The 16,790-nt window shown below is 42.9% G+C and carries 20 protein-coding genes and 1 pseudogene; 8 read left to right on the forward strand and 13 right to left on the reverse strand.

Annotated features, from left to right (window positions below; genetic code table 11):
• Positions 1 to 90: 90 nt before the first annotated feature.
• The 4 genes from EWV60_RS09465 to EWV60_RS09480 all read left to right on the forward strand — a co-directional run bounded on the left by EWV60_RS09465 (position 91) and on the right by EWV60_RS09480 (position 3,130).
• On the forward strand, positions 91 to 591 hold the full coding sequence (locus tag EWV60_RS09465) for a L,D-transpeptidase (protein WP_016516089.1): 501 nt from the start codon (positions 91 to 93) through the stop codon (positions 589 to 591).
• 125 nt (positions 592 to 716) lie between these two features.
• A complete protein-coding gene (locus EWV60_RS09470; protein ID WP_002739519.1) occupies positions 717 to 971 on the forward strand; it encodes a SemiSWEET transporter in 255 nt (84 codons plus the stop codon).
• 153 nt (positions 972 to 1,124) lie between these two features.
• Positions 1,125 to 2,378, forward strand: a complete 1,254-nt coding sequence (locus EWV60_RS09475; RefSeq protein ID WP_287232030.1) for an FIST signal transduction protein — start codon at positions 1,125 to 1,127, stop codon at positions 2,376 to 2,378.
• Between the two features lie 38 nt (positions 2,379 to 2,416).
• Entirely contained in the window at positions 2,417 to 3,130 is a 714-nt protein-coding gene (locus EWV60_RS09480) for a Uma2 family endonuclease (protein WP_016516087.1), read from the forward strand.
• Here the strand turns inward: EWV60_RS09480 and EWV60_RS09485 are convergent.
• From EWV60_RS09485 to EWV60_RS09530, 10 genes are all read right to left on the reverse strand, one after another.
• Complete coding sequence (locus tag EWV60_RS09485; protein WP_016516086.1) at positions 3,127 to 3,906, reverse strand: DUF1350 family protein; 780 nt, start codon at positions 3,904 to 3,906, stop codon at positions 3,127 to 3,129. The genes EWV60_RS09480 and EWV60_RS09485 overlap by 4 nt on opposite strands.
• 165 nt (positions 3,907 to 4,071) lie before the next feature.
• Complete coding sequence (locus tag EWV60_RS09490; RefSeq protein ID WP_287232033.1) at positions 4,072 to 4,620, reverse strand: response regulator; 549 nt, start codon at positions 4,618 to 4,620, stop codon at positions 4,072 to 4,074.
• Between the two features lie 250 nt (positions 4,621 to 4,870).
• The gene (locus tag EWV60_RS09495; RefSeq protein ID WP_287232034.1) at positions 4,871 to 6,649 is read right to left on the reverse strand and encodes a S8 family peptidase; all 1,779 of its coding nucleotides are present in this window, start codon (positions 6,647 to 6,649) and stop codon (positions 4,871 to 4,873) included.
• A gap of 135 nt (positions 6,650 to 6,784) precedes the next feature.
• Positions 6,785 to 7,219, reverse strand: a complete 435-nt coding sequence (locus EWV60_RS09500; protein ID WP_002740177.1) for a VOC family protein — start codon at positions 7,217 to 7,219, stop codon at positions 6,785 to 6,787.
• Between the two features lie 231 nt (positions 7,220 to 7,450).
• Positions 7,451 to 8,806, reverse strand: coding sequence for a 5-histidylcysteine sulfoxide synthase (gene ovoA, locus EWV60_RS09505; RefSeq protein ID WP_287232036.1), 1,356 nt, complete (start codon positions 8,804 to 8,806; stop codon positions 7,451 to 7,453).
• A 40-nt stretch (positions 8,807 to 8,846) separates the two neighbouring features.
• The gene (gene egtD / locus EWV60_RS09510) at positions 8,847 to 9,857 is read right to left on the reverse strand and encodes an L-histidine N(alpha)-methyltransferase (RefSeq protein WP_287232038.1); all 1,011 of its coding nucleotides are present in this window, start codon (positions 9,855 to 9,857) and stop codon (positions 8,847 to 8,849) included.
• A gap of 229 nt (positions 9,858 to 10,086) precedes the next feature.
• Positions 10,087 to 10,371, reverse strand: coding sequence for a DUF7734 family protein (locus EWV60_RS09515; protein WP_002739558.1), 285 nt, complete (start codon positions 10,369 to 10,371; stop codon positions 10,087 to 10,089).
• Positions 10,372 to 10,403: 32 nt separating this feature from the next.
• A complete protein-coding gene (locus EWV60_RS09520) occupies positions 10,404 to 10,997 on the reverse strand; it encodes a DUF3177 family protein (RefSeq protein ID WP_002740183.1) in 594 nt (197 codons plus the stop codon).
• A gap of 175 nt (positions 10,998 to 11,172) precedes the next feature.
• A complete protein-coding gene (locus tag EWV60_RS09525; protein WP_287232041.1) occupies positions 11,173 to 11,397 on the reverse strand; it encodes a Calvin cycle protein CP12 in 225 nt (74 codons plus the stop codon).
• A 315-nt stretch (positions 11,398 to 11,712) separates the two neighbouring features.
• The gene (locus EWV60_RS09530) at positions 11,713 to 12,030 is read right to left on the reverse strand and encodes a DUF4164 domain-containing protein (protein WP_194032594.1); all 318 of its coding nucleotides are present in this window, start codon (positions 12,028 to 12,030) and stop codon (positions 11,713 to 11,715) included.
• Positions 12,031 to 12,220: 190 nt separating this feature from the next.
• Between EWV60_RS09530 and EWV60_RS09535 the strand changes: the two genes are divergently transcribed.
• Positions 12,221 to 12,556, forward strand: coding sequence for a hypothetical protein (locus EWV60_RS09535; protein ID WP_159297912.1), 336 nt, complete (start codon positions 12,221 to 12,223; stop codon positions 12,554 to 12,556).
• Between the two features lie 6 nt (positions 12,557 to 12,562).
• Here the strand turns inward: EWV60_RS09535 and EWV60_RS09540 are convergent, their stop codons facing one another.
• Together EWV60_RS09540 and EWV60_RS09545 are read right to left on the reverse strand one after the other, a co-directional pair.
• Entirely contained in the window at positions 12,563 to 12,958 is a 396-nt protein-coding gene (locus tag EWV60_RS09540; RefSeq protein ID WP_036396888.1) for a hypothetical protein, read from the reverse strand.
• An 82-nt stretch (positions 12,959 to 13,040) separates the two neighbouring features.
• Positions 13,041 to 13,145: pseudogene (locus EWV60_RS09545) on the reverse strand (aconitate B); the annotation flags it as partial.
• A 543-nt stretch (positions 13,146 to 13,688) separates the two neighbouring features.
• Here EWV60_RS09545 and EWV60_RS09550 point away from each other — a divergent pair.
• Positions 13,689 to 14,108, forward strand: coding sequence for a pepsin/retropepsin-like aspartic protease family protein (locus EWV60_RS09550; RefSeq protein ID WP_024970959.1), 420 nt, complete (start codon positions 13,689 to 13,691; stop codon positions 14,106 to 14,108).
• A gap of 560 nt (positions 14,109 to 14,668) precedes the next feature.
• Here EWV60_RS09550 and EWV60_RS09555 read toward each other — a convergent pair.
• Entirely contained in the window at positions 14,669 to 15,301 is a 633-nt protein-coding gene (locus EWV60_RS09555) for an ABC transporter ATP-binding protein (protein WP_002776671.1), read from the reverse strand.
• An 85-nt stretch (positions 15,302 to 15,386) separates the two neighbouring features.
• Between EWV60_RS09555 and EWV60_RS09560 the strand changes: the two genes are divergently transcribed.
• Together EWV60_RS09560 and EWV60_RS09565 are read left to right on the forward strand one after the other, a co-directional pair.
• Positions 15,387 to 16,301, forward strand: coding sequence for a Sll0314/Alr1548 family TPR repeat-containing protein (locus EWV60_RS09560; RefSeq protein WP_002739989.1), 915 nt, complete (start codon positions 15,387 to 15,389; stop codon positions 16,299 to 16,301).
• Positions 16,302 to 16,643: 342 nt separating this feature from the next.
• Positions 16,644 to 16,790 (forward strand): transposase family protein (locus tag EWV60_RS09565; protein ID WP_287232046.1); only part of this gene is annotated, 147 nt, incomplete at its 3' end.

Raw genomic sequence — 16,790 nt, forward strand, 5'->3', positions numbered from 1 at the left:
CCCCCTCGGGATCGTCCTATCGACTTTGGTTTTATCTCATCACAATCAGATTAGAATGCAGATAAAAAATCTTGACTTTGCTGCTATCAGATGCGAGTTTTTCTGCCAATTCTCTGTTTATGTCTAGGAATAGGGGAATTTTTCCTCAATCCCCCCATTAGTCCCGTCAATTCCTTTCCCGCAACCACGGTAACTCGAACGGAAACCCGTTTGCTGCTGAATTTAAAAAAAAGACGAGTTTTTGTTTACCAAGGACAGAAAATAATCGCTTCTTACCCGGTGGCGATCGGTCGTCCGGGTTGGGAAACCCCGACGGGACAATTTAGGGTGATTCAGATGGTGCGGGAACCAGTCTGGGAACATCCTTTCACTGGTCAACTGGTGCCATCGGGAAAAAACAACCCCTTAGGGGCCCGTTGGATTGGATTTTGGACTGATGGCGCGAATTTTATCGGTTTTCACGGTACACCCCAAGAAAATCTCATCGGCCGGGCCGTCTCCCACGGTTGCGTCAGGATGCGCGATCGAGATATAAAAGCTTTATTTGAAAAGGTAAAAATCGGCACTTCGGTGATAGTAGTCGCTCAATAGAAACAATGGGAAAAAATGTCACATTTACCAACACTTTACCCGATGATGTCGAGAGATCCGTCTTAACCAGCAATTTAGATAGTCAACAGTTTAAAATGAGAGAAACTGAGCCAAGAGGATAATCGGTGAATATTATTGAACTAATCGGGATCGTGGCGGGAATATTAACCACTGTCTCCTTTTTACCCCAAGTGATTAAAACTTGGCGTTATCGTTCGGCTAAGGACTTGTCCTTAACTATGTTTATTTGCTTTTGTCTGGGGGTTTTTCTTTGGCTCATCTACGGCCTTTATATGAACAGTAAACCGATTATTATTGCTAATTTTGTTACTTTTATCTTAGCGGGGACAATTCTCTATTTTAAGATTAAATATGATTAAAATAACTGACAATCCCTTGCGGCCTTATTGGCTCACGTCATGACAATTCTACAATTTATTGCGCCATCTAGGGGCGCGGATAGGATTTTTAGGTTAATTTATTGTTAAGATGATCATCTTTGACCATTGAGACCAAATTTGGGGTCAAGAAACATGAGCGATCGCATCGAGTGGATTAATGCCCTGTCAACCCGTCCCTCCCTAGAAGCGGCGGTGACGGAAGTAGTGGAAAAAGTGCAAGATAAGTTAGTTGGATCGGCAGATCTAGCCATAATTTTTATTTCTTCTGCCTATGCCAGCGACTATCCCCGTTTAGTTCCCTTAATCTTGGATAAACTCCCTGTTCCTGTCCTGATCGGCTGCGGTGGGGCGGGGATTGTCGGTATGGGTGAGAGGGAAAAAGCGCGAGAAATCGAAGCGAGTCCGGCTTTAAGTCTCACCGTCGCCCATTTGCCTAATGTGGAAGTGCAGCCCTTCTATATCGAAGCGGCGGAAATGCCCGATCTCGACAGTTCCCCCTCTAGTTGGACAGAATTATTAGGGGTAGAAGCGGCCAAAAATCCCCAATTTATCCTTTTAGCCGATCCTTTTTCCAGTCGCATCAATGATCTGTTAGAGGGTTTGGATTTTGCCTACCCCGGTTCGGCCAAAATCGGCGGTTTAGTCAGTGGTGGCATGATCGAACGTTCTGGGGGTCTATTCTACCACGATCAACAAAAACCGCGTAATAGCTATCTCTATCGTCAGGGAACCGTAGGAATCGCCCTTTCTGGCAATATTATCGTCGAAACTATCGTCGCCCAGGGTTGTCGTCCCATCGGACCGATTTATCAGGTGAGTGAGGGAGAACGCAATATTATCATCTCCATGACTGGTAAAGGGGCCGATGGGACTCCGCAACCACCTTTAAACCTACTGCGGGATTTAATCCCCTCCTTAAGGGAAAAAGACCGAGAATTAGTGCAAAACTCCCTTTTTATCGGTATTGCTAGGGATGAGTTTAAAATGCAGTTGCGGCCCGGGGATTTCTTAATTCGCAGTGTTTTGGGAGTAGATCCTCGTCAAGGTGCGATCGCAATTGGCGATCGAGTTCGTCCGGGGCAGCGGGTACAATTTCACCTGCGCGATGCCGACACTTCCGCCCTAGATTTAGAATTACTTTTGCAAGCTTTTCCCCAAGAAAGACCTAATAGTTCAGAGGTACTAGGGGCTTTAATCTTTTCCTGTCTCGGTCGCGGGGAAAATCTCTACGAAAAACCGGACTTTGATTCGGGTCTTTTTCAGCGTTATTTCGCCAATGTTCCCCTCGCCGGTTTCTTTGGCAATGGAGAAATCGGGCCGGTGGCCAGTCGCACTTTTTTACACGGTTATACCTCGGCCTTTGCCCTCTTTCGTCAGGGAATTTAATGTTATACTAAATAGTTAGTACGCTAGGGAGTAGAACGATGGTAAAAGCCCAATCTTTCTCTGAGTCGGAGATTATCTATGCCGATAGTGATGGTAAACCGATGGCCGATAATACCAAACAGTTTCGCTGGATTGTGACGATTAAGGAAAATCTCGAATGTTTATTCGCAGACAATGACAATGTGTTTATCGCCGGCGATCTGTTGTGGTATCCGGTCGAGGGGGATAATAAAATCTGTCAAGCGCCGGATGCTATGGTGGTGTTTGGCAGACCCAAGGGCGATCGAGGTTCCTATAAGCAATGGTTAGAAAACCAGATTGCGCCGCAGGTAGTCTTTGAAATTCTCTCTCCAGGCAACACTAAAGCGGAAATGCGCCGAAAATGGCAATTTTATCAGCGTTTTGGCGTAGAAGAATATTATCTCTACGATCCCGATGCTAATTATCTACAGGGTTGGTGGCGCAGGGGTGATCAATTGGAGATGATTGCCGCGATCGATAATTGGCAGAGTCCGCTTCTACAGATTCGTTTTCAACTGGAGAGTCCCCAGTTAGCTATTTTTTATCCCGATGGCTCCCGGTTTTTGACCACCCTAGAAATCAAGCAAAAAGCGGAATTAGCCGAACAAAGGGCCAGGACTGCCGAACAGCAAGCCCAACAGGAACGACAACGGGCCCAGGAAGCTGAGGCAAAATTAGCCCGCTTAGAGGCGCAATTACAGGCCCTGGGGATTAATCTAGGGGAAAGCTAACGAGAGGCGGGAAGGACGGGATTTAACCACTGGAGAATCTCATCTTTGAGACGGGAATTATCCCGGGCAAGTCCCTGTTTTAACCATTGGCCGATCGCATCGAGGGGAGTAAATACTTCTCCGGTTTGCCAACTGACATCTTGACCCAAGGGAGTGAGATGATTACCCGGGAGAGTTCGCAGGGCAATTAAATCATTAAAGCGTTTTTTTAGCAGGGGATTTAATACCAGAGATTGATCGATCGTGTCGTCTTGAAAACGGATTAAAAGATTGCGACGAATGGCATAATCTTGGAAAATTAACTCGTTTGTTTCTTCGGGGGAAGGGGTAAATTCGAGGTTAAAAGTGGTGTCAATTTGCAAAGGTTCGATGAAGGGAATAGCCCGACGAATCGGATAATTATTAAAGGAAATGAGGATATTTCCCTCCCGTTCCACTTCGTAGAGACTACCGATTAATAAGTGTAGTTTACACCCCATACTGTGACCCAATCCGTAGATGGGGAGATAACCTTGGCGCAGACTATGATTCCAGCGCAGACGTTCAATAATATTATCAAAACGGTTTAAAACTGTGCGGGCGATCGATTTGTGATCGAGGGTATTAACAAAGGGAGTAGCGACAATAGCGTATCCTGAATTCCCAAGACTTTCTAATAACCAACGATAGGTAATATTCGGTGCCGCCGCCACAAATGCCCCACCTAAAAAGTGAATGATACCCCGGGGACGACGGGGGAGAAAAACCCAATTACCTGCTATTTCTTGCCAATTCATAATTAGTTATCAGTGAATTAATAACTTCTTAGTCACTCACTAAATAAATACCACTTCCTATTATACTAAATCCTGTTGAAAAGGGATAGGAGATTAGCCAGAGATTAGCGACACCGGATAAGGATAACTGCTTACCCAAATCATCAAAGATCGGGATGAATAGTTCTAGGCTAGTTTTTTCTTAATAAAAGCCACTAATTGAGACATTTGTTTTTTGATAGTTTCCATTTCTGTTTGCATTTGGGCAATTTGGCCATGGAGATTCTGAATATCAGTGCTATAATCCCCGGAGAGTTCCTCTAGTTTCGGGTTAGAAACTGTTGGTTTGGCAGAATACTGTTTTGCCTTGGACATCGCTTCTTTAATCGCCTGTAGCAATTGTTTTTGGTCGAAAGGCTTTTCAATAAAGGCAAAATATTGGAAAGGTTCGGGTATTTTCTCTACTACCTCCTCTTTCCTTCCTGACATTAACACTAGGGGAATACTTTTGAGATTATCTTCGCTTTGGATTTGCTGAAACACCTCCCAACCGCTCATTTTTGGGAGAAGGAAGTCCAAAATAATCAAATTTGGGTTTTCGGTACGAATGAGATTATAGCCCTCTAATCCGTCTTTAGCTTCGAGGAATTCAAAGTTACCCTCTGGTAACATATCGCGAACGCGCATCCTAATCACTTTACTGTCATCGATAACGAGAATTTTATGATTTGACACGATAGACACCTGAGAAAAGAGACAATGGATAAACTCGATGATTCGAGGGGATATTGGCGAAAACTTTCGGCATAGGCATTGAGAATTCCCAAAAAACCCTTAGAAACTAAGATACACCATAAAGAAAAAACCTCGGTTAATGTCCGAGGCTGCTGTTGTAGGAGAACTCAATGCAAAACAAAAGGAAGATACCAAAACCAAAAAGGTTTTGAACGGTAAATCACCTTTGTTGTCCCATTGTAACCCCTGTTTAAGCGTATCGGGAGGAAGTAGCACTTTTCAGGGCTAAATAACCTAAACCGAGACATAAAAGCGCATTTATGCCCAAAAATGCCTGAGCGATCCTACCAGAACCTAACCAGACCAGAGTAGGATCGATAACGGCACTGATACCTAAACTCACCGCCATGGCTAAAGATACCCCCACCGCTAACCATTTTGCCTGGGGATGACCCAAAAGTAGAGCAATCAGGACAAAGGGCAGGATAACACTGGCAAAAAGCGGATTAAGGGCAGAACTTCCCTGAATAACGCCTCCTAGGTCGGAAAGAGAACTCCCCATCACTCGGAAAGGCCATTGGGGTAAATCGAAGATATAAAGACCTCTGAGGAAAAATAAGCCAGAACTGCCAAAAATTAGACCAGCATTCAAAAATCCGTTCCAGGGGAAGGGAAAATAATTTCTCAGCCACCAAGCGAGGAGATAAGAACCCAAAACCATAGCCATTTTGGGCAAAACCGCCACCGCACCGCCATCAATCCAGAAACGGGGATTGAGATAACCGTTATCGCGCAACCAACGCCAAAAATCTTGGAAAGTAATCTGTCCTTTCAGGGCCAATTGTACGGCACTGCCCGCGTCTAATTGTCCGGCCCCAAAATGATTAAAGGGATCATCATTGATCTTACGGGCTGACTGTTGCAAAACCTCTAAAACTGCATTGGGTTCTTTAATTCCCGCAGCCTTGATTAAAGCTACCACCCCAGCAACGTGAGGGGCTGCCATGCTGGTTCCCTGAAAACCGAGGAACGCCGGTTCCCCCCCCTTAGTGGGATCGATGGTTTCTTGGATAATTTTACCCGTATCGGAGCCGCCGGGGGCAGCAATATCGATTCCAGCCCCGAAATTAGAATAGGGGGCCTTATTTCCGGAGGCATCTACCGCAGAAACGCCGATAACGTGGGGAAAACGGGCAGGATAGGCGGCGGAATTATCATCGGCATTACCGGCAGCGGCGACGATTACCACACCTTTACTATAGGCATATTCGATCGCCTCTTTCATTACTTGGGTTTCGCCTCCACCCCCTAAACTCATATTGATGACATCGGCTTTATTATCGACAGCAAAACGGATCGCTTCGGCAATATCGCCCACGGTTCCCCCACCCGTCCCGGAAAGCACCTTGAGGGGCATAATTTTGGCTTTGTAGGCGATGCCGGCTACCCCGTAGTTATTATTGGTCGATTGGGCAATTGTTCCCGCTACATGGGTTCCGTGACCGTTATCGTCCTCGGCATTGCTGCGATCATTGACGAAGTCGTAGCCTTCGACAAACTCGGTTTCTCGCAGATCGGGGACTTTTGATACACCTGTATCAATAACGGCGACAGTGATCCCCTCACCGTGATTTTCTTCCCAAGCGCGTTCGATGTTAATTCCCCGCAGGTTCCACTGTTTGCTATAGTCGGGGTCATTGGGGGCGATAAAAGCATGATATATATAATCTGGTTCGATCGATTCGGTGTATTTTTTTAGCTCGGAATTGCGGAGAGTTTTCAGGAGTTTGCTATCTCCATCGATAATGTAAAGATGTTCATCGATGGAAAAAATACTATTTAAACTGGTGGTTTTTCCCGCTTTTTTATTGACAGTATTTAACTGCTCATCGAGGACGTTGACCGGTATATCGTCCTTAAAGTCGATTAAAATTGATTGATATTCGCCCCGATTTGCTAATCCAGTAAAGTTAAAGAGAGCAAATCCTAGACCGATAACGAATAGGGTTAACAATAAGAGTTTTTTCATAGATTTCCTAAGAATTGATCATTGCCAGCCAAGGTTCTTTTAGTTTCGATGAGAGAATCCGAGGGAAGTTCCCCTATTTTTGTCGCAGTTAAAGATAGGACTAACCAGTTACAAAAAAGTCACCTGTTGTTTATTTTAAGCTCGATCGCCGATCGCTGTTAATTGCCGACTGGCAAAAATAGCTTCGTAGTGGCGATAATGTTTAAATTCGAGGAGATTATAGAAAGGATCCTCTAGAAAAAAGGTTTTATGTTCGGTTATCTCCCCATTAAAGCGAGTTTTTGGTTCTAGATAAAATTTTAGTTGATTGACTCGTGCTTTTTCGAGAAGATTGTCCCAATCCCTGGCATCCGGCAGAATTAGACCAAAATGGCGAGGATAAATGCTATTTTGGGGAGTAAGAGGCATTTCGGTGACGTGAGCGACTACCTGATGACCATAGAAATTTAAGATTATCGCTTTCTCGGTTTCCCTTCCTGCTAAACAACCTAAACCATCACAGTAAAAGCTTTTAGCTGTGGACACATCGGTAATCGGAATAGCGAGATGAAAAATTGCAGGTTGATTCATGGCGATCGAGTTTATCCGCATTCTACTAGGTTCTATTGTAGCGATCGAGGGGCGACCCTTCCGGGAATTTTTTTTTAATTGGCAATTACCTAGAATTGGCCCGATAAATCTCAAGATATCAAAAAGTGCTGGCCTTTGCAGTAATCGGGGGAGAAAATTAGGCACTTTTTCCCTGAAAATTAGGTAATTGACCCCCTGAAAATGGGTAAAACCCCACACCCCACACCCCACCTAAAGACTTTGTGCGATTCTAAAACCAGCGTGTTGATAAAAATTCCGGCGAAACCAATTGCGATAGTAGGGTAGGATTTCTGTGCCGTTAGTCACCCAAGCTCCTCCTAACATCATTTTATGTTGACTATTAAAGAAAGGAGTGGAATTGTCAGCATAGAGGTAATGGGGTTGAAAGTCAGTTAAGGGATTAAAATCATCTTCTAGCCATTCCCAGACGTTACCGCGTAAGTCATAAATTTCTGAGTTATTGCCCGTATTTTTTAACATTCCTACGGGAGTGGGAGAACAGAATTTTAAATTGAGGTTATAGTCATCAAAGTTATCGTTTTCTAGGGTATAACATCGATTTTTTTGACTGCCATAGGTGGCTAAATTCCACTCAGCTTCCGTCATTAAACGTATTCCTTGACCTTGAAAACGACAGTAGGCGATCGCTTCATAATAGTTAACTTCTACTGGCCAATCAAGAGGTAAATCGAGAGCATCAAACATGGCTCGATATTGATAATTTCCTCCCTCATCTACCAGCCAAAATTTAGGATATTTGACTTGATAATGATTTTTCCATTGCCAAGCTTCCTCATCCCAATAGCTGGGATTTTCGTAGCCACCATCATGGACAAATTCTTTAAATTCTCCGTTGGTAATCATATATTTACTCACCAGAAAATTGTTAACTTGAACTTGACGATAACCATACTCGTTGTCCCAACCATAAACAGGAGAATCCTGGGGTTTACCAATTTCTACTATTCCCCCAGAAACCTCCACCATTTGATTAGGACTAGCTTGACCAAAAGAAGGGGCATAATGCCAACCGGAAGGACGTTGCAGACAATCTAAGGGCAGTTGTCTGAGTAACATTGAAGATGTTTCAAAGTGAACACGCTGATGCTCAATTCCCATCATTAATGACCAGAGAGAATGCTGCGGATGAATAGGAAGATTGAGGGGGATATTTTTAATTATTTCGACCACAATTTCATAGACTTGTTGCCGATATTCCCAAACTTTATCCACCCTAGGCCACTGAATCTGAGCGATAGCAGAGTTTAATTCTGCGGGAGTTGCCGGATCTACTCCCACTCCAAACAATGATTCGTAGTCAGAATTAGGGCTTTTTTTTAATAGGTTAACCATCTGCAATTTATTCAGATAAAAAGCGGCAGCATGACCTAAATAAAAGATGAGGCGATTTCTTAAATCGTCAGGGTTACAATAAAAAGCTTCTTCTTTGATGATGCTTTTTAACAGCATATCTTCTAATTGCCAAGCATTTTCAAAATAGTCCAGTATATTTTCTCGACTACAGTTACTTAGAGAGATAGGAGCCTGTGCTTGAATCTTTTCCATGTTTTTGTGCCTCTATTACTGATGATAATGTTTTCGTTAATTACAGGGATAACTGACAGAGAATTAACCCAAATAAATTTTCAGGATCGGTGAAAACCTTGAGCGGGTTTAATCCCTTTGATTCTAGGTCTTTTTGCATAGTTTCTAGGTTGAATTTACGCGAGATTTCTGTTAAAATACTCTCCGATGCTTGAAAATTAACTGTTAAATCGAGTTTTTTGAGATGAACAGGGTGAGTTTTTTGACAAATTAAATACATTTCAATTTGAGATTTATCTTGATTATAGATAGCTTGATGACTAAATAAATCAAGGTTAAAATCAGCTTGAAAACGCCAATTTAAATGGGAAAGCATATTTAAATTAAAAGCGGCTGTCACCCCTTGAGCATCATTATAAGCAGCTTCTAATATTGCCGACGGTTTTTGGAGATCAATCCCCAATAAAAAATAATCTCCAGCTTTTAAGACAGTGCCAATTTTTCCTAAAAATTTATCACATTCAGCCGCAGAAAAATTACCGATCGAACTTCCCAAGAAAAAAATCATTCTAGTATTATCGGAAGCATTTTGATAATAAGCTAAGGCCTGTTCATAGGTTCCAATTAACCCCTGAATCGGTAAATTAGGATATTCTTTTTGTAATTCTATGGCACTAGCTTGGAGAATAGTTTCACTAACATCGATAGGTACATATTTAGAGGATTTTTGTTGCCGATAATAAGCGTCCAATAACAGACGAGTTTTAGTGGAACTACCACTACCTAATTCTATCAATTCGCAGGTACCTGTATAGGCGACAATTTCTTGAGCATATTCTTGGAGAATAGCCGCTTCTGTCCTAGTGGGATAGTATTCTGGCAATTGACAGATTTCTTCAAAAAGTTGCGAACCTTGCCGATCATAAAAATATTTAGATGGTAAACTTTTGGGGGTTTTAGTTAATCCTTCAATCACATCTTTTCCCTGATCTTTAGCTATATTTTTACCGGTGGCAGCGGTGGCTAAATACTCAATTTGTAATAGTTCTTGTTTAGATGGTTTAAGCTGCATAGATTCTCCAGATTATTCTCCAGTTTTTTGATTGTTCTCGATCGATGCCGGGGACGAAATCCACTTTGACAGCTTGAATGCTGGCAGAGATTATCGTTCCCCGGTAATTTTACCATAAAACGCCGCAAAATTTACCTCTTGTCTATCTAGACAAGGTTTGTGGAAGGTAAATAAAAGCTGTTAAATCCATCGAGATGGGTGCTGATATTATCCAAGCAAAATTACCCGTTCAATTAATCAGTAAAAATTGCATTTCCTCTAAGCTAAGATTTTCTTGGATATAGCGAGGATTAAGGGGATGATAAGGACTAGCAAGACGATCTATCTTAATAATTGTCGCCGTTTCAGGAATGATCGGAATATCGGGATCGTAGGGGGTGCTGCGAGTAAGAGAACTAGAAAAACCCTTAAAAATAGAGATTTCTTCCTCCTCCCCATCCACAGCAATAGTCACTAATAAAACCTCGTGGGGATTTTTGAGGGTGTATTGTTCGAGTTGTTGACCAATATTCATAGAAAAATGGCTAATTATCGATAGCTAAAGACTTACTGTTGTAAAGCTGAACGTCCCTGTTTGCCAAGGCGAATAAGAAGAAAATGGGCAAAATAGAGAGTATAAAAAGAGAGACCAACCAAACCAAAAAAGCCCAAAACATTAGCGGTAGCTTCTGAATGAAAAATCTCGCGAAACTGCCAGGGTGCTTCCTGCCAAACCTGACAATAGGGAGAATTTAGCAATTCCCCTGACATAGCACAGGAGAGAAAAGGTAAGGTAGAAATCGCGCCCAGAGGAGAATAGATAGTTACTGCCCAACGCCAAGCAGTGGTGACAAATTTAATCGGACTAGCGGGTAAATCTTTAATTTCATCGTTAATATCCACCCAAAACCAGAGGGAAATCGGGATTAAAATCTTAGCTAAAAAACTGGTAACAAAACCAATTGGCCAGGAAGCGATCATTAAATATACAGTAATTAATAAAAGACTAGCCACTCGCCAATAGATAATCAACAATTTTTGTAATGATTCGATTTTTGCAAATAAAGACCAAATCAACAAAATTGCCGGAATAATCACCGTAAATAGGACGGCTAAACGATAATCTATCCAAACGAGAGGACGAAACCAAAGTTGATTCATAAACTATTCAGACATAATTACACTGTCAACATTTTACTGTCTTCGGACGCAGCAGCTAAAATCGGCCACAGCTTGACCAACAAACAAGAAAACGAGGGGCGATCTCTTTATAGTTGAGATCGCCCTAAAGCTAGGATTCTACTGTGAGGAGAGAAAAAACCGCTGCCCGATTCCATTAATCTTCATAAATGCGACACTCGGCGGCATCGGGATTATCATCACAATACTGTTCGAAGTTGGTTTTTTGGGGGTGGTCCTGACGTTGGTGAGCGGCTTCTGCTTGTAATTCTTCCACCGCATCCCAAGCGGCGGCGCATTCGCCAGAGGTGGCACCTTCCGTACTACAGACGGTTCTGGCGTTTTCTAGCTCTTCTTGAATTTTATCTTGGATATTGCTCATGATTCCTCTGGAATTGATCTATTGACACTCTAACAATTATACAGTCACCTTCTCAAGCCACAGGATCGGTTATCCCACTCGATCGCCTTTCCTGTGCTATTGAGCCGATCCTAGCGCAATTGTTGGGGAATTTAAGATCAAGATTTCCTGACCGGGCCAATTTTTAGCCCAGATTCCGCACTGGAGAAATGCCAGAGGGATTTCTCCCCGGGATAGACAGCGAGCAGAAGCATATATCGACTTATTTAGGCCGTCTTAGCGGTCTCGATGCTTCCTTAGACAGGGTGGCGCAGATCGAATAAGTTATTCTAGGGACTAGGGGAAAAAGACTGTTTTGCTGGCAATAGTCAGCATTCCTGTCACCAAAATGCCGACAATGCTAAGGAATCCAATGGTGGTAATGTTGACTCGTGCGTTGAGATCGTCAACCCGCTTTTCTAGTCGCGTAACTTTGGCATCTAAGGCCTTAATATCCCCTTTAATTTCTCCTAAACTGTTTTCGATCGCTTTCTGTCCATTTTCTAGGTTTGTCAGTCGGGATTTGATCGCTGTTAGTCGGGATTCGATCGCTTTCTGTCCGCTAACGATTAAATCTTCTAACCTTTTCAGATCATTCTCGGTAACTGCTGTCATCAGTGACAATCCTCTTAAAGTTGAATTTTTCCCCAGTCTCCTATCAATACTCTATCAATATTTTCTCGGTCGAGCATTTCTACTCTAGAATAAAAGATATTGCAATCCCTGTTAGGGAATTTATTAGAAACTTGAGGTATGTAAATGTGACATAATCACAGTTTCGCATTTAACCTTCATAAGATGGAATATGAATATCATTGACGCTTTAAATCTCAAAAACCCCCAAGATTACCCTTCTAGAGAAGCTTATCAGCAAGACGTTGTCAAAGCGGTACAGGTATTGATGCGTCTAGGTATTATGGATAGTCCCTCGGCCGATTTAACCGCTTCCCTAGACTCTATCCTTGAGAAATTACAAGAGGATGAACTGGCTATCTACGGTAGAAAACGCAGTAAACAAGAAATTATCGCCGATTTAAAGCAAGTTAATAGTGAAATTGTCGAACTCGATCGAGAAATAGCCGACTTAGAATGGCAAATTGCGCTCAAAAAAGCTGAAATATCTGTTAATGAAACATCTTAGGGTTTTTTATCTTGATTCTGGTTCGTTTTCTCCAAACTGAGCGCAATAATCATCAAGACGGTTTTCCAGAAGCATCCTTAAGAGTTTAATAATAATTAGGGCTACGATCGCTAAGGGGATATTGCTGCCAAAGGTAATTCCGATCACCCCTTCCACTATATCTGCTGTCGTTCTCGTCGCTCTTCGATGATAAAAATGACAAAATTTTGCCTTAAAAGTCGGTGATTCAGTAGCTGTCTCGGCAATTTCTGCCAGTCCTTTCAGTTTTTCTGGTGTGTCGTAGGAAGTATATTCATTCTCCAGTTGTCTGCGCTGCTCTTCCAACTGACGACGACGCAGACGAGCAGACTCTAAACGGCGCTGAAAAGCTTCCAGTTCTTCTAATTCATTAAAAGTGTTCATGGGCGATAACATTTTTGGGTAAGAGCAGGGCTTTCGTTGTGTAGCAATTCATTCTTCATATTCTGATTTGACAACGCCTGGTTTTAGTTAATTCGCATAATTCCGCCGTTTGTTGGGCATTGAGGGGAAGGGGAGAGATACCTAATTTCGCTCGGTCGGCAACGTGCTGATGATACGCTTCTAACATAGGTCTATTGTCTCCTAGTCTTCACTTGTGACGGTTTCTTCCTAGGTTACTGGATTTTTGCTAGTCTCTGAATTTCTAGGTTAACGAGACATGACTTTGCTGTGCGATTTCCATAAAATGAGAAAATAGCGATCGATTGACTATATTAAGGCGTAGATAATGGCTATCACCGATTCTGATCTAGATTTAGCACAATATATCGACCATGGTTCCCAATAAGCTAACCGCACCCTGGGGGGAGATAACGATCGAACCTATAATGGAGAGAAGTATTCTCCAGAGTCAACAATATGTCACTCAGTCAACTGTTGCCCACAGTTAATCAGTTATCTCACCAAGATAAGCTTCGACTCATTCACTTTCTGCTCCTAGCAGTCGCCAAAGAAGAGGGATGCAGCCTAGAACCAACTAGAGAACCTGATCGAGAAAATGTACTGCTTGAGCAACTTGCATCCACTGAAGCCGTGCTATGGTCGCCTCAAACCGATAGCGCAGCAGTGCAAGCATTGTCGGAGCTTCTGATTGCGGCAAAGGGAACATCCAATGCTTGATGGACAACGCTATTCATTTACTGAACGAAGAGACAATCTAGGGCGATCGGTAATCATGCCATATATCCCTTTAATGCTCACACTGGGCGATCGTTCTCTAGAAGTGACAGCATTGCTGGACACTGGTGCCAGTGTCAATGTTCTACCCTACGAGATTGGCCTACAGCTAGGAGCAGTCTGGGAAAATCAAACAGTATCCATTCCCTTGAGCGGAAACTTGGCTCAAAGCAATTCACGAGGTTTGGTTGTATCTGGTGCAATTGCACAATTCCCTTCTGTTCTGCTTGGATTCGCTTGGACTGAGATGAGAGATATACCTGTAATTCTTGGACACATGAACTTCTTTGCAGAGTTCAATGTGTGTTTTTATCGACACGAGTTGGCTTTTGAGGTTTGCCCGAAAGACGGATGAAGTTGATAGCCGCCGCTCATCTTAGCCGTTACAATGCTTGAAGATAATCGGCTTTGCAGCGATCCAGATATGAATGCTAATTGTGCAAAGTATCCACAAATTAACTTGGTTCGGAGTTTTAAGAATTGCCTAGGAGACAATTCATACTAAATCCGTTGAGTATAGGCTATATATCAGGACGGGCAAAAGGCAAGAGGCAAGGGGCAAAAGGGGGAATAAATAATCAGTTTTTAATAACCGGATTTAGTATCATACTCTTTCAAGTCAGGAGATAGGAGATGGGGGAATGGGGAGATAGGGAAGTGGGGAAATTTCAACTAATACTCCAAAACCCCAAAACCCCAAAACCTCAACTATCTGTTTTTGGCTCTTCGGTTTGTGTTATGCAATGGACTGGGTTTATAGGGGATGGAATCCTTATGTAGAAAGGCATTTGGCGATTTTTGTCAATTGTTTTTGACCTAAAGCGAACTCATCAATTAAGTCTCTTGCCAGATAAGGATTTAGTCAATTTATGCCCCCCTATCGAACCATACCAAGTAACGAAGAGCCCTGTTTTTTTACTTTATTACTTCCCTCAAATGTCCTTGTTCAATTTTCCAGTGACGGTCAGCAATAGGCAACAATTCCCCAGCATCGTGACTAACTACTAATAAAGTCCAGTGTTGTTTGAGACTAGCGAGAAGTTTAGCCAATTGACGACGCATAGACCAATCTAAACCGGCCGTAGGTTCATCGAGAAGTAACAGATTAGGCTGCCGGATTAACTGGACAGCGAGGGATAAACGACGCTGTTGACCACCACTAAGATTGTGGGGAGAAGTATCCAGGGGAATGTTTTCTAATCCTACCTCCTTTAAGGCCGCCGTCAGGCGATCGCTTTTAATCTCCGGATGACCGAGACGCAACTCCTCAAGGATGGTTTTACCGCAAAAATGACGTTCAGGAAACTGAAAAACGATTCCTCCTAATTGTTGCAGGTGCAGTACCGTTAATTCTTGGTCGCGCCAGTGAATCGTCCCTCCTGTTTTATCGGCAAAGCCTGCTAAAATTTCCAAAAGAGTCGTTTTTCCGGAACCACTGGGGCCAACAATCAGACCTAATTCCTGGGATGCTAATTCGAGATTAATCCCCTGTAAAATGGGATTGAGGGCAGCGGGAGGATGATAAACCACATCTTTGAGATAAAGCATTGACAGGAAAATAACTGGAAATTAAGTCTAGAAACCCGTTTCTATTGTGACAGATTTTTTCATTCGCTCAAGGAGACTTTTGACCATGGTGCTGAGGTTAGGTTTAACGAAAAAAATGGCGATCGGTGCTTCGCTGGCTGTTATGGTAGTGGTTAACTGGATTAGTCCAGGGTTAGCTGGAGATCCTTTCCGCAAAACCAATCCCCGACCGATTGGTGATAAGACCGAGGCCGCTTTTAACGCTATTTTTAAACAAGGTAATTATCTAGAGGCAAAAAAATTAATTGTTGAGGCCACAGAAAAGGAACCCCAAGAACCTTTGTCCCATGCTATGCGTGCCTCTCTTGCTTTTACCGACCAGGATTGGAACACCCTCAAAACCTACTCCGAGAAAACTAAGGCAGCGGCCAAACAAATGCAGGACAGCGACCCTTTAAGGGGAAATTTGTATCTCGCGGTGGGGAGTTTTTTGGAGGGAACCTACGTTTTTCAAACCGAAGGAGCAGTATCGGCCATCCCCAGATTACAACAGGTGTTTCAGTATTTGGAAACCGCAGAAAAGGTTAATCCTACGGATCCGGAATTGAACCTGTTAAAGGGTTATATGGATTTGATTTTAGCGGTTAATCTGCCCTTTTCTAGTCCTCAAGAGGCAATTCAACGGCTAGAAACCTATGGGAGTCCTGATTACTTGGTCGATCGAGGTATAGCTCTAGCTTACCGGGATTTAAAGCAGTATGATCAGGCTTTGCGGTTTATCGATAACGCTCTGAAAGCGACCCCCGAGAATCCGGAATTAATGTATCTGAAAGGTCAAATCCTGAGAATTCAAGGCAATACGGATAAAAATACTGGCTCTTTGAAACTGGCATTAGATTACTTTAATAATGCCCTGAAAAAACAGGAACAACTCCCCGAATCGGTCAAAAAACAGTTAAATCGTGAACACCGTAAGGTACAGGAGGAGATTAAATCCCTAGAAAACACCGCTAGTCGTTAAAAAACGTCTAAAAATAGTCAATATTTGTTTTTTTATCAGTTATCAGTTTTTGAAGGCAGGAGGCAAGAGGCAAAGGGCAAAAGGCAGCCGTCAAGGGTGCATCGCAGATTTGCAGGAATACCGACAATCAGCAATTATCAGTGACTCTTAGATGATAACAAATGTATCAGCAGCTGCGTGTAAGCATCCCACCGAAAAACTAATGCGCGGGGGGTTTGGGGGCGGCGCCACGCCCCCAACGGGGGGTTTGGGTAGGGCTGTTTCATTCTCCCATCAGAATATCAAAAGTAAAAGCGATCACTATCAGGTAAAATGAGGAGTGACCGCCAACCTTTCAAATATATGTTGAGCTTAATAGAAAAACTAAAACAAGTCAAGGACTTTCGGAAAGATAAAGGAAAAAGACACCCTTTATGGATAGTATTAGTAGTAATAATACTGGGAACGATGCTAGGATACTCAGGTTATAGAGAGCTAGGAGAGTTTGCT

It is taken from the genome of Microcystis sp. Msp_OC_L_20101000_S702 (assembly GCF_007095705.1).
GTDB lineage: Bacteria > Cyanobacteriota > Cyanobacteriia > Cyanobacteriales > Microcystaceae > Microcystis > Microcystis ichthyoblabe_A.

What these genes read in the sequence shown, in the direction of transcription:
- EWV60_RS09465 (WP_016516089.1), top strand. Translation starts at nt 91, where the DNA reads ATGCGAGTTTTTCTGCCAATTCTCTGTTTATGTCTAGGAATAGGGGAA.
- EWV60_RS09475 (WP_287232030.1), top strand. Translation starts at nt 1,125, where the DNA reads ATGAGCGATCGCATCGAGTGGATTAATGCCCTGTCAACCCGTCCCTCC.
- EWV60_RS09480 (WP_016516087.1), top strand. Translation starts at nt 2,417, where the DNA reads ATGGTAAAAGCCCAATCTTTCTCTGAGTCGGAGATTATCTATGCCGAT.
- EWV60_RS09485 (WP_016516086.1), bottom strand. Translation starts at nt 3,906, where the DNA reads ATGAATTGGCAAGAAATAGCAGGTAATTGGGTTTTTCTCCCCCGTCGT.
- EWV60_RS09495 (WP_287232034.1), bottom strand. Translation starts at nt 6,649, where the DNA reads ATGAAAAAACTCTTATTGTTAACCCTATTCGTTATCGGTCTAGGATTT.
- EWV60_RS09500 (WP_002740177.1), bottom strand. Translation starts at nt 7,219, where the DNA reads ATGAATCAACCTGCAATTTTTCATCTCGCTATTCCGATTACCGATGTG.
- ovoA (WP_287232036.1), bottom strand. Translation starts at nt 8,806, where the DNA reads ATGGAAAAGATTCAAGCACAGGCTCCTATCTCTCTAAGTAACTGTAGT.
- egtD (WP_287232038.1), bottom strand. Translation starts at nt 9,857, where the DNA reads ATGCAGCTTAAACCATCTAAACAAGAACTATTACAAATTGAGTATTTA.
- EWV60_RS09515 (WP_002739558.1), bottom strand. Translation starts at nt 10,371, where the DNA reads ATGAATATTGGTCAACAACTCGAACAATACACCCTCAAAAATCCCCAC.
- EWV60_RS09520 (WP_002740183.1), bottom strand. Translation starts at nt 10,997, where the DNA reads ATGAATCAACTTTGGTTTCGTCCTCTCGTTTGGATAGATTATCGTTTA.
- EWV60_RS09525 (WP_287232041.1), bottom strand. Translation starts at nt 11,397, where the DNA reads ATGAGCAATATCCAAGATAAAATTCAAGAAGAGCTAGAAAACGCCAGA.
- EWV60_RS09530 (WP_194032594.1), bottom strand. Translation starts at nt 12,030, where the DNA reads ATGACAGCAGTTACCGAGAATGATCTGAAAAGGTTAGAAGATTTAATC.
- EWV60_RS09535 (WP_159297912.1), top strand. Translation starts at nt 12,221, where the DNA reads ATGAATATCATTGACGCTTTAAATCTCAAAAACCCCCAAGATTACCCT.
- EWV60_RS09540 (WP_036396888.1), bottom strand. Translation starts at nt 12,958, where the DNA reads ATGAACACTTTTAATGAATTAGAAGAACTGGAAGCTTTTCAGCGCCGT.
- EWV60_RS09550 (WP_024970959.1), top strand. Translation starts at nt 13,689, where the DNA reads ATGCTTGATGGACAACGCTATTCATTTACTGAACGAAGAGACAATCTA.
- EWV60_RS09555 (WP_002776671.1), bottom strand. Translation starts at nt 15,301, where the DNA reads ATGCTTTATCTCAAAGATGTGGTTTATCATCCTCCCGCTGCCCTCAAT.
- EWV60_RS09560 (WP_002739989.1), top strand. Translation starts at nt 15,387, where the DNA reads ATGGTGCTGAGGTTAGGTTTAACGAAAAAAATGGCGATCGGTGCTTCG.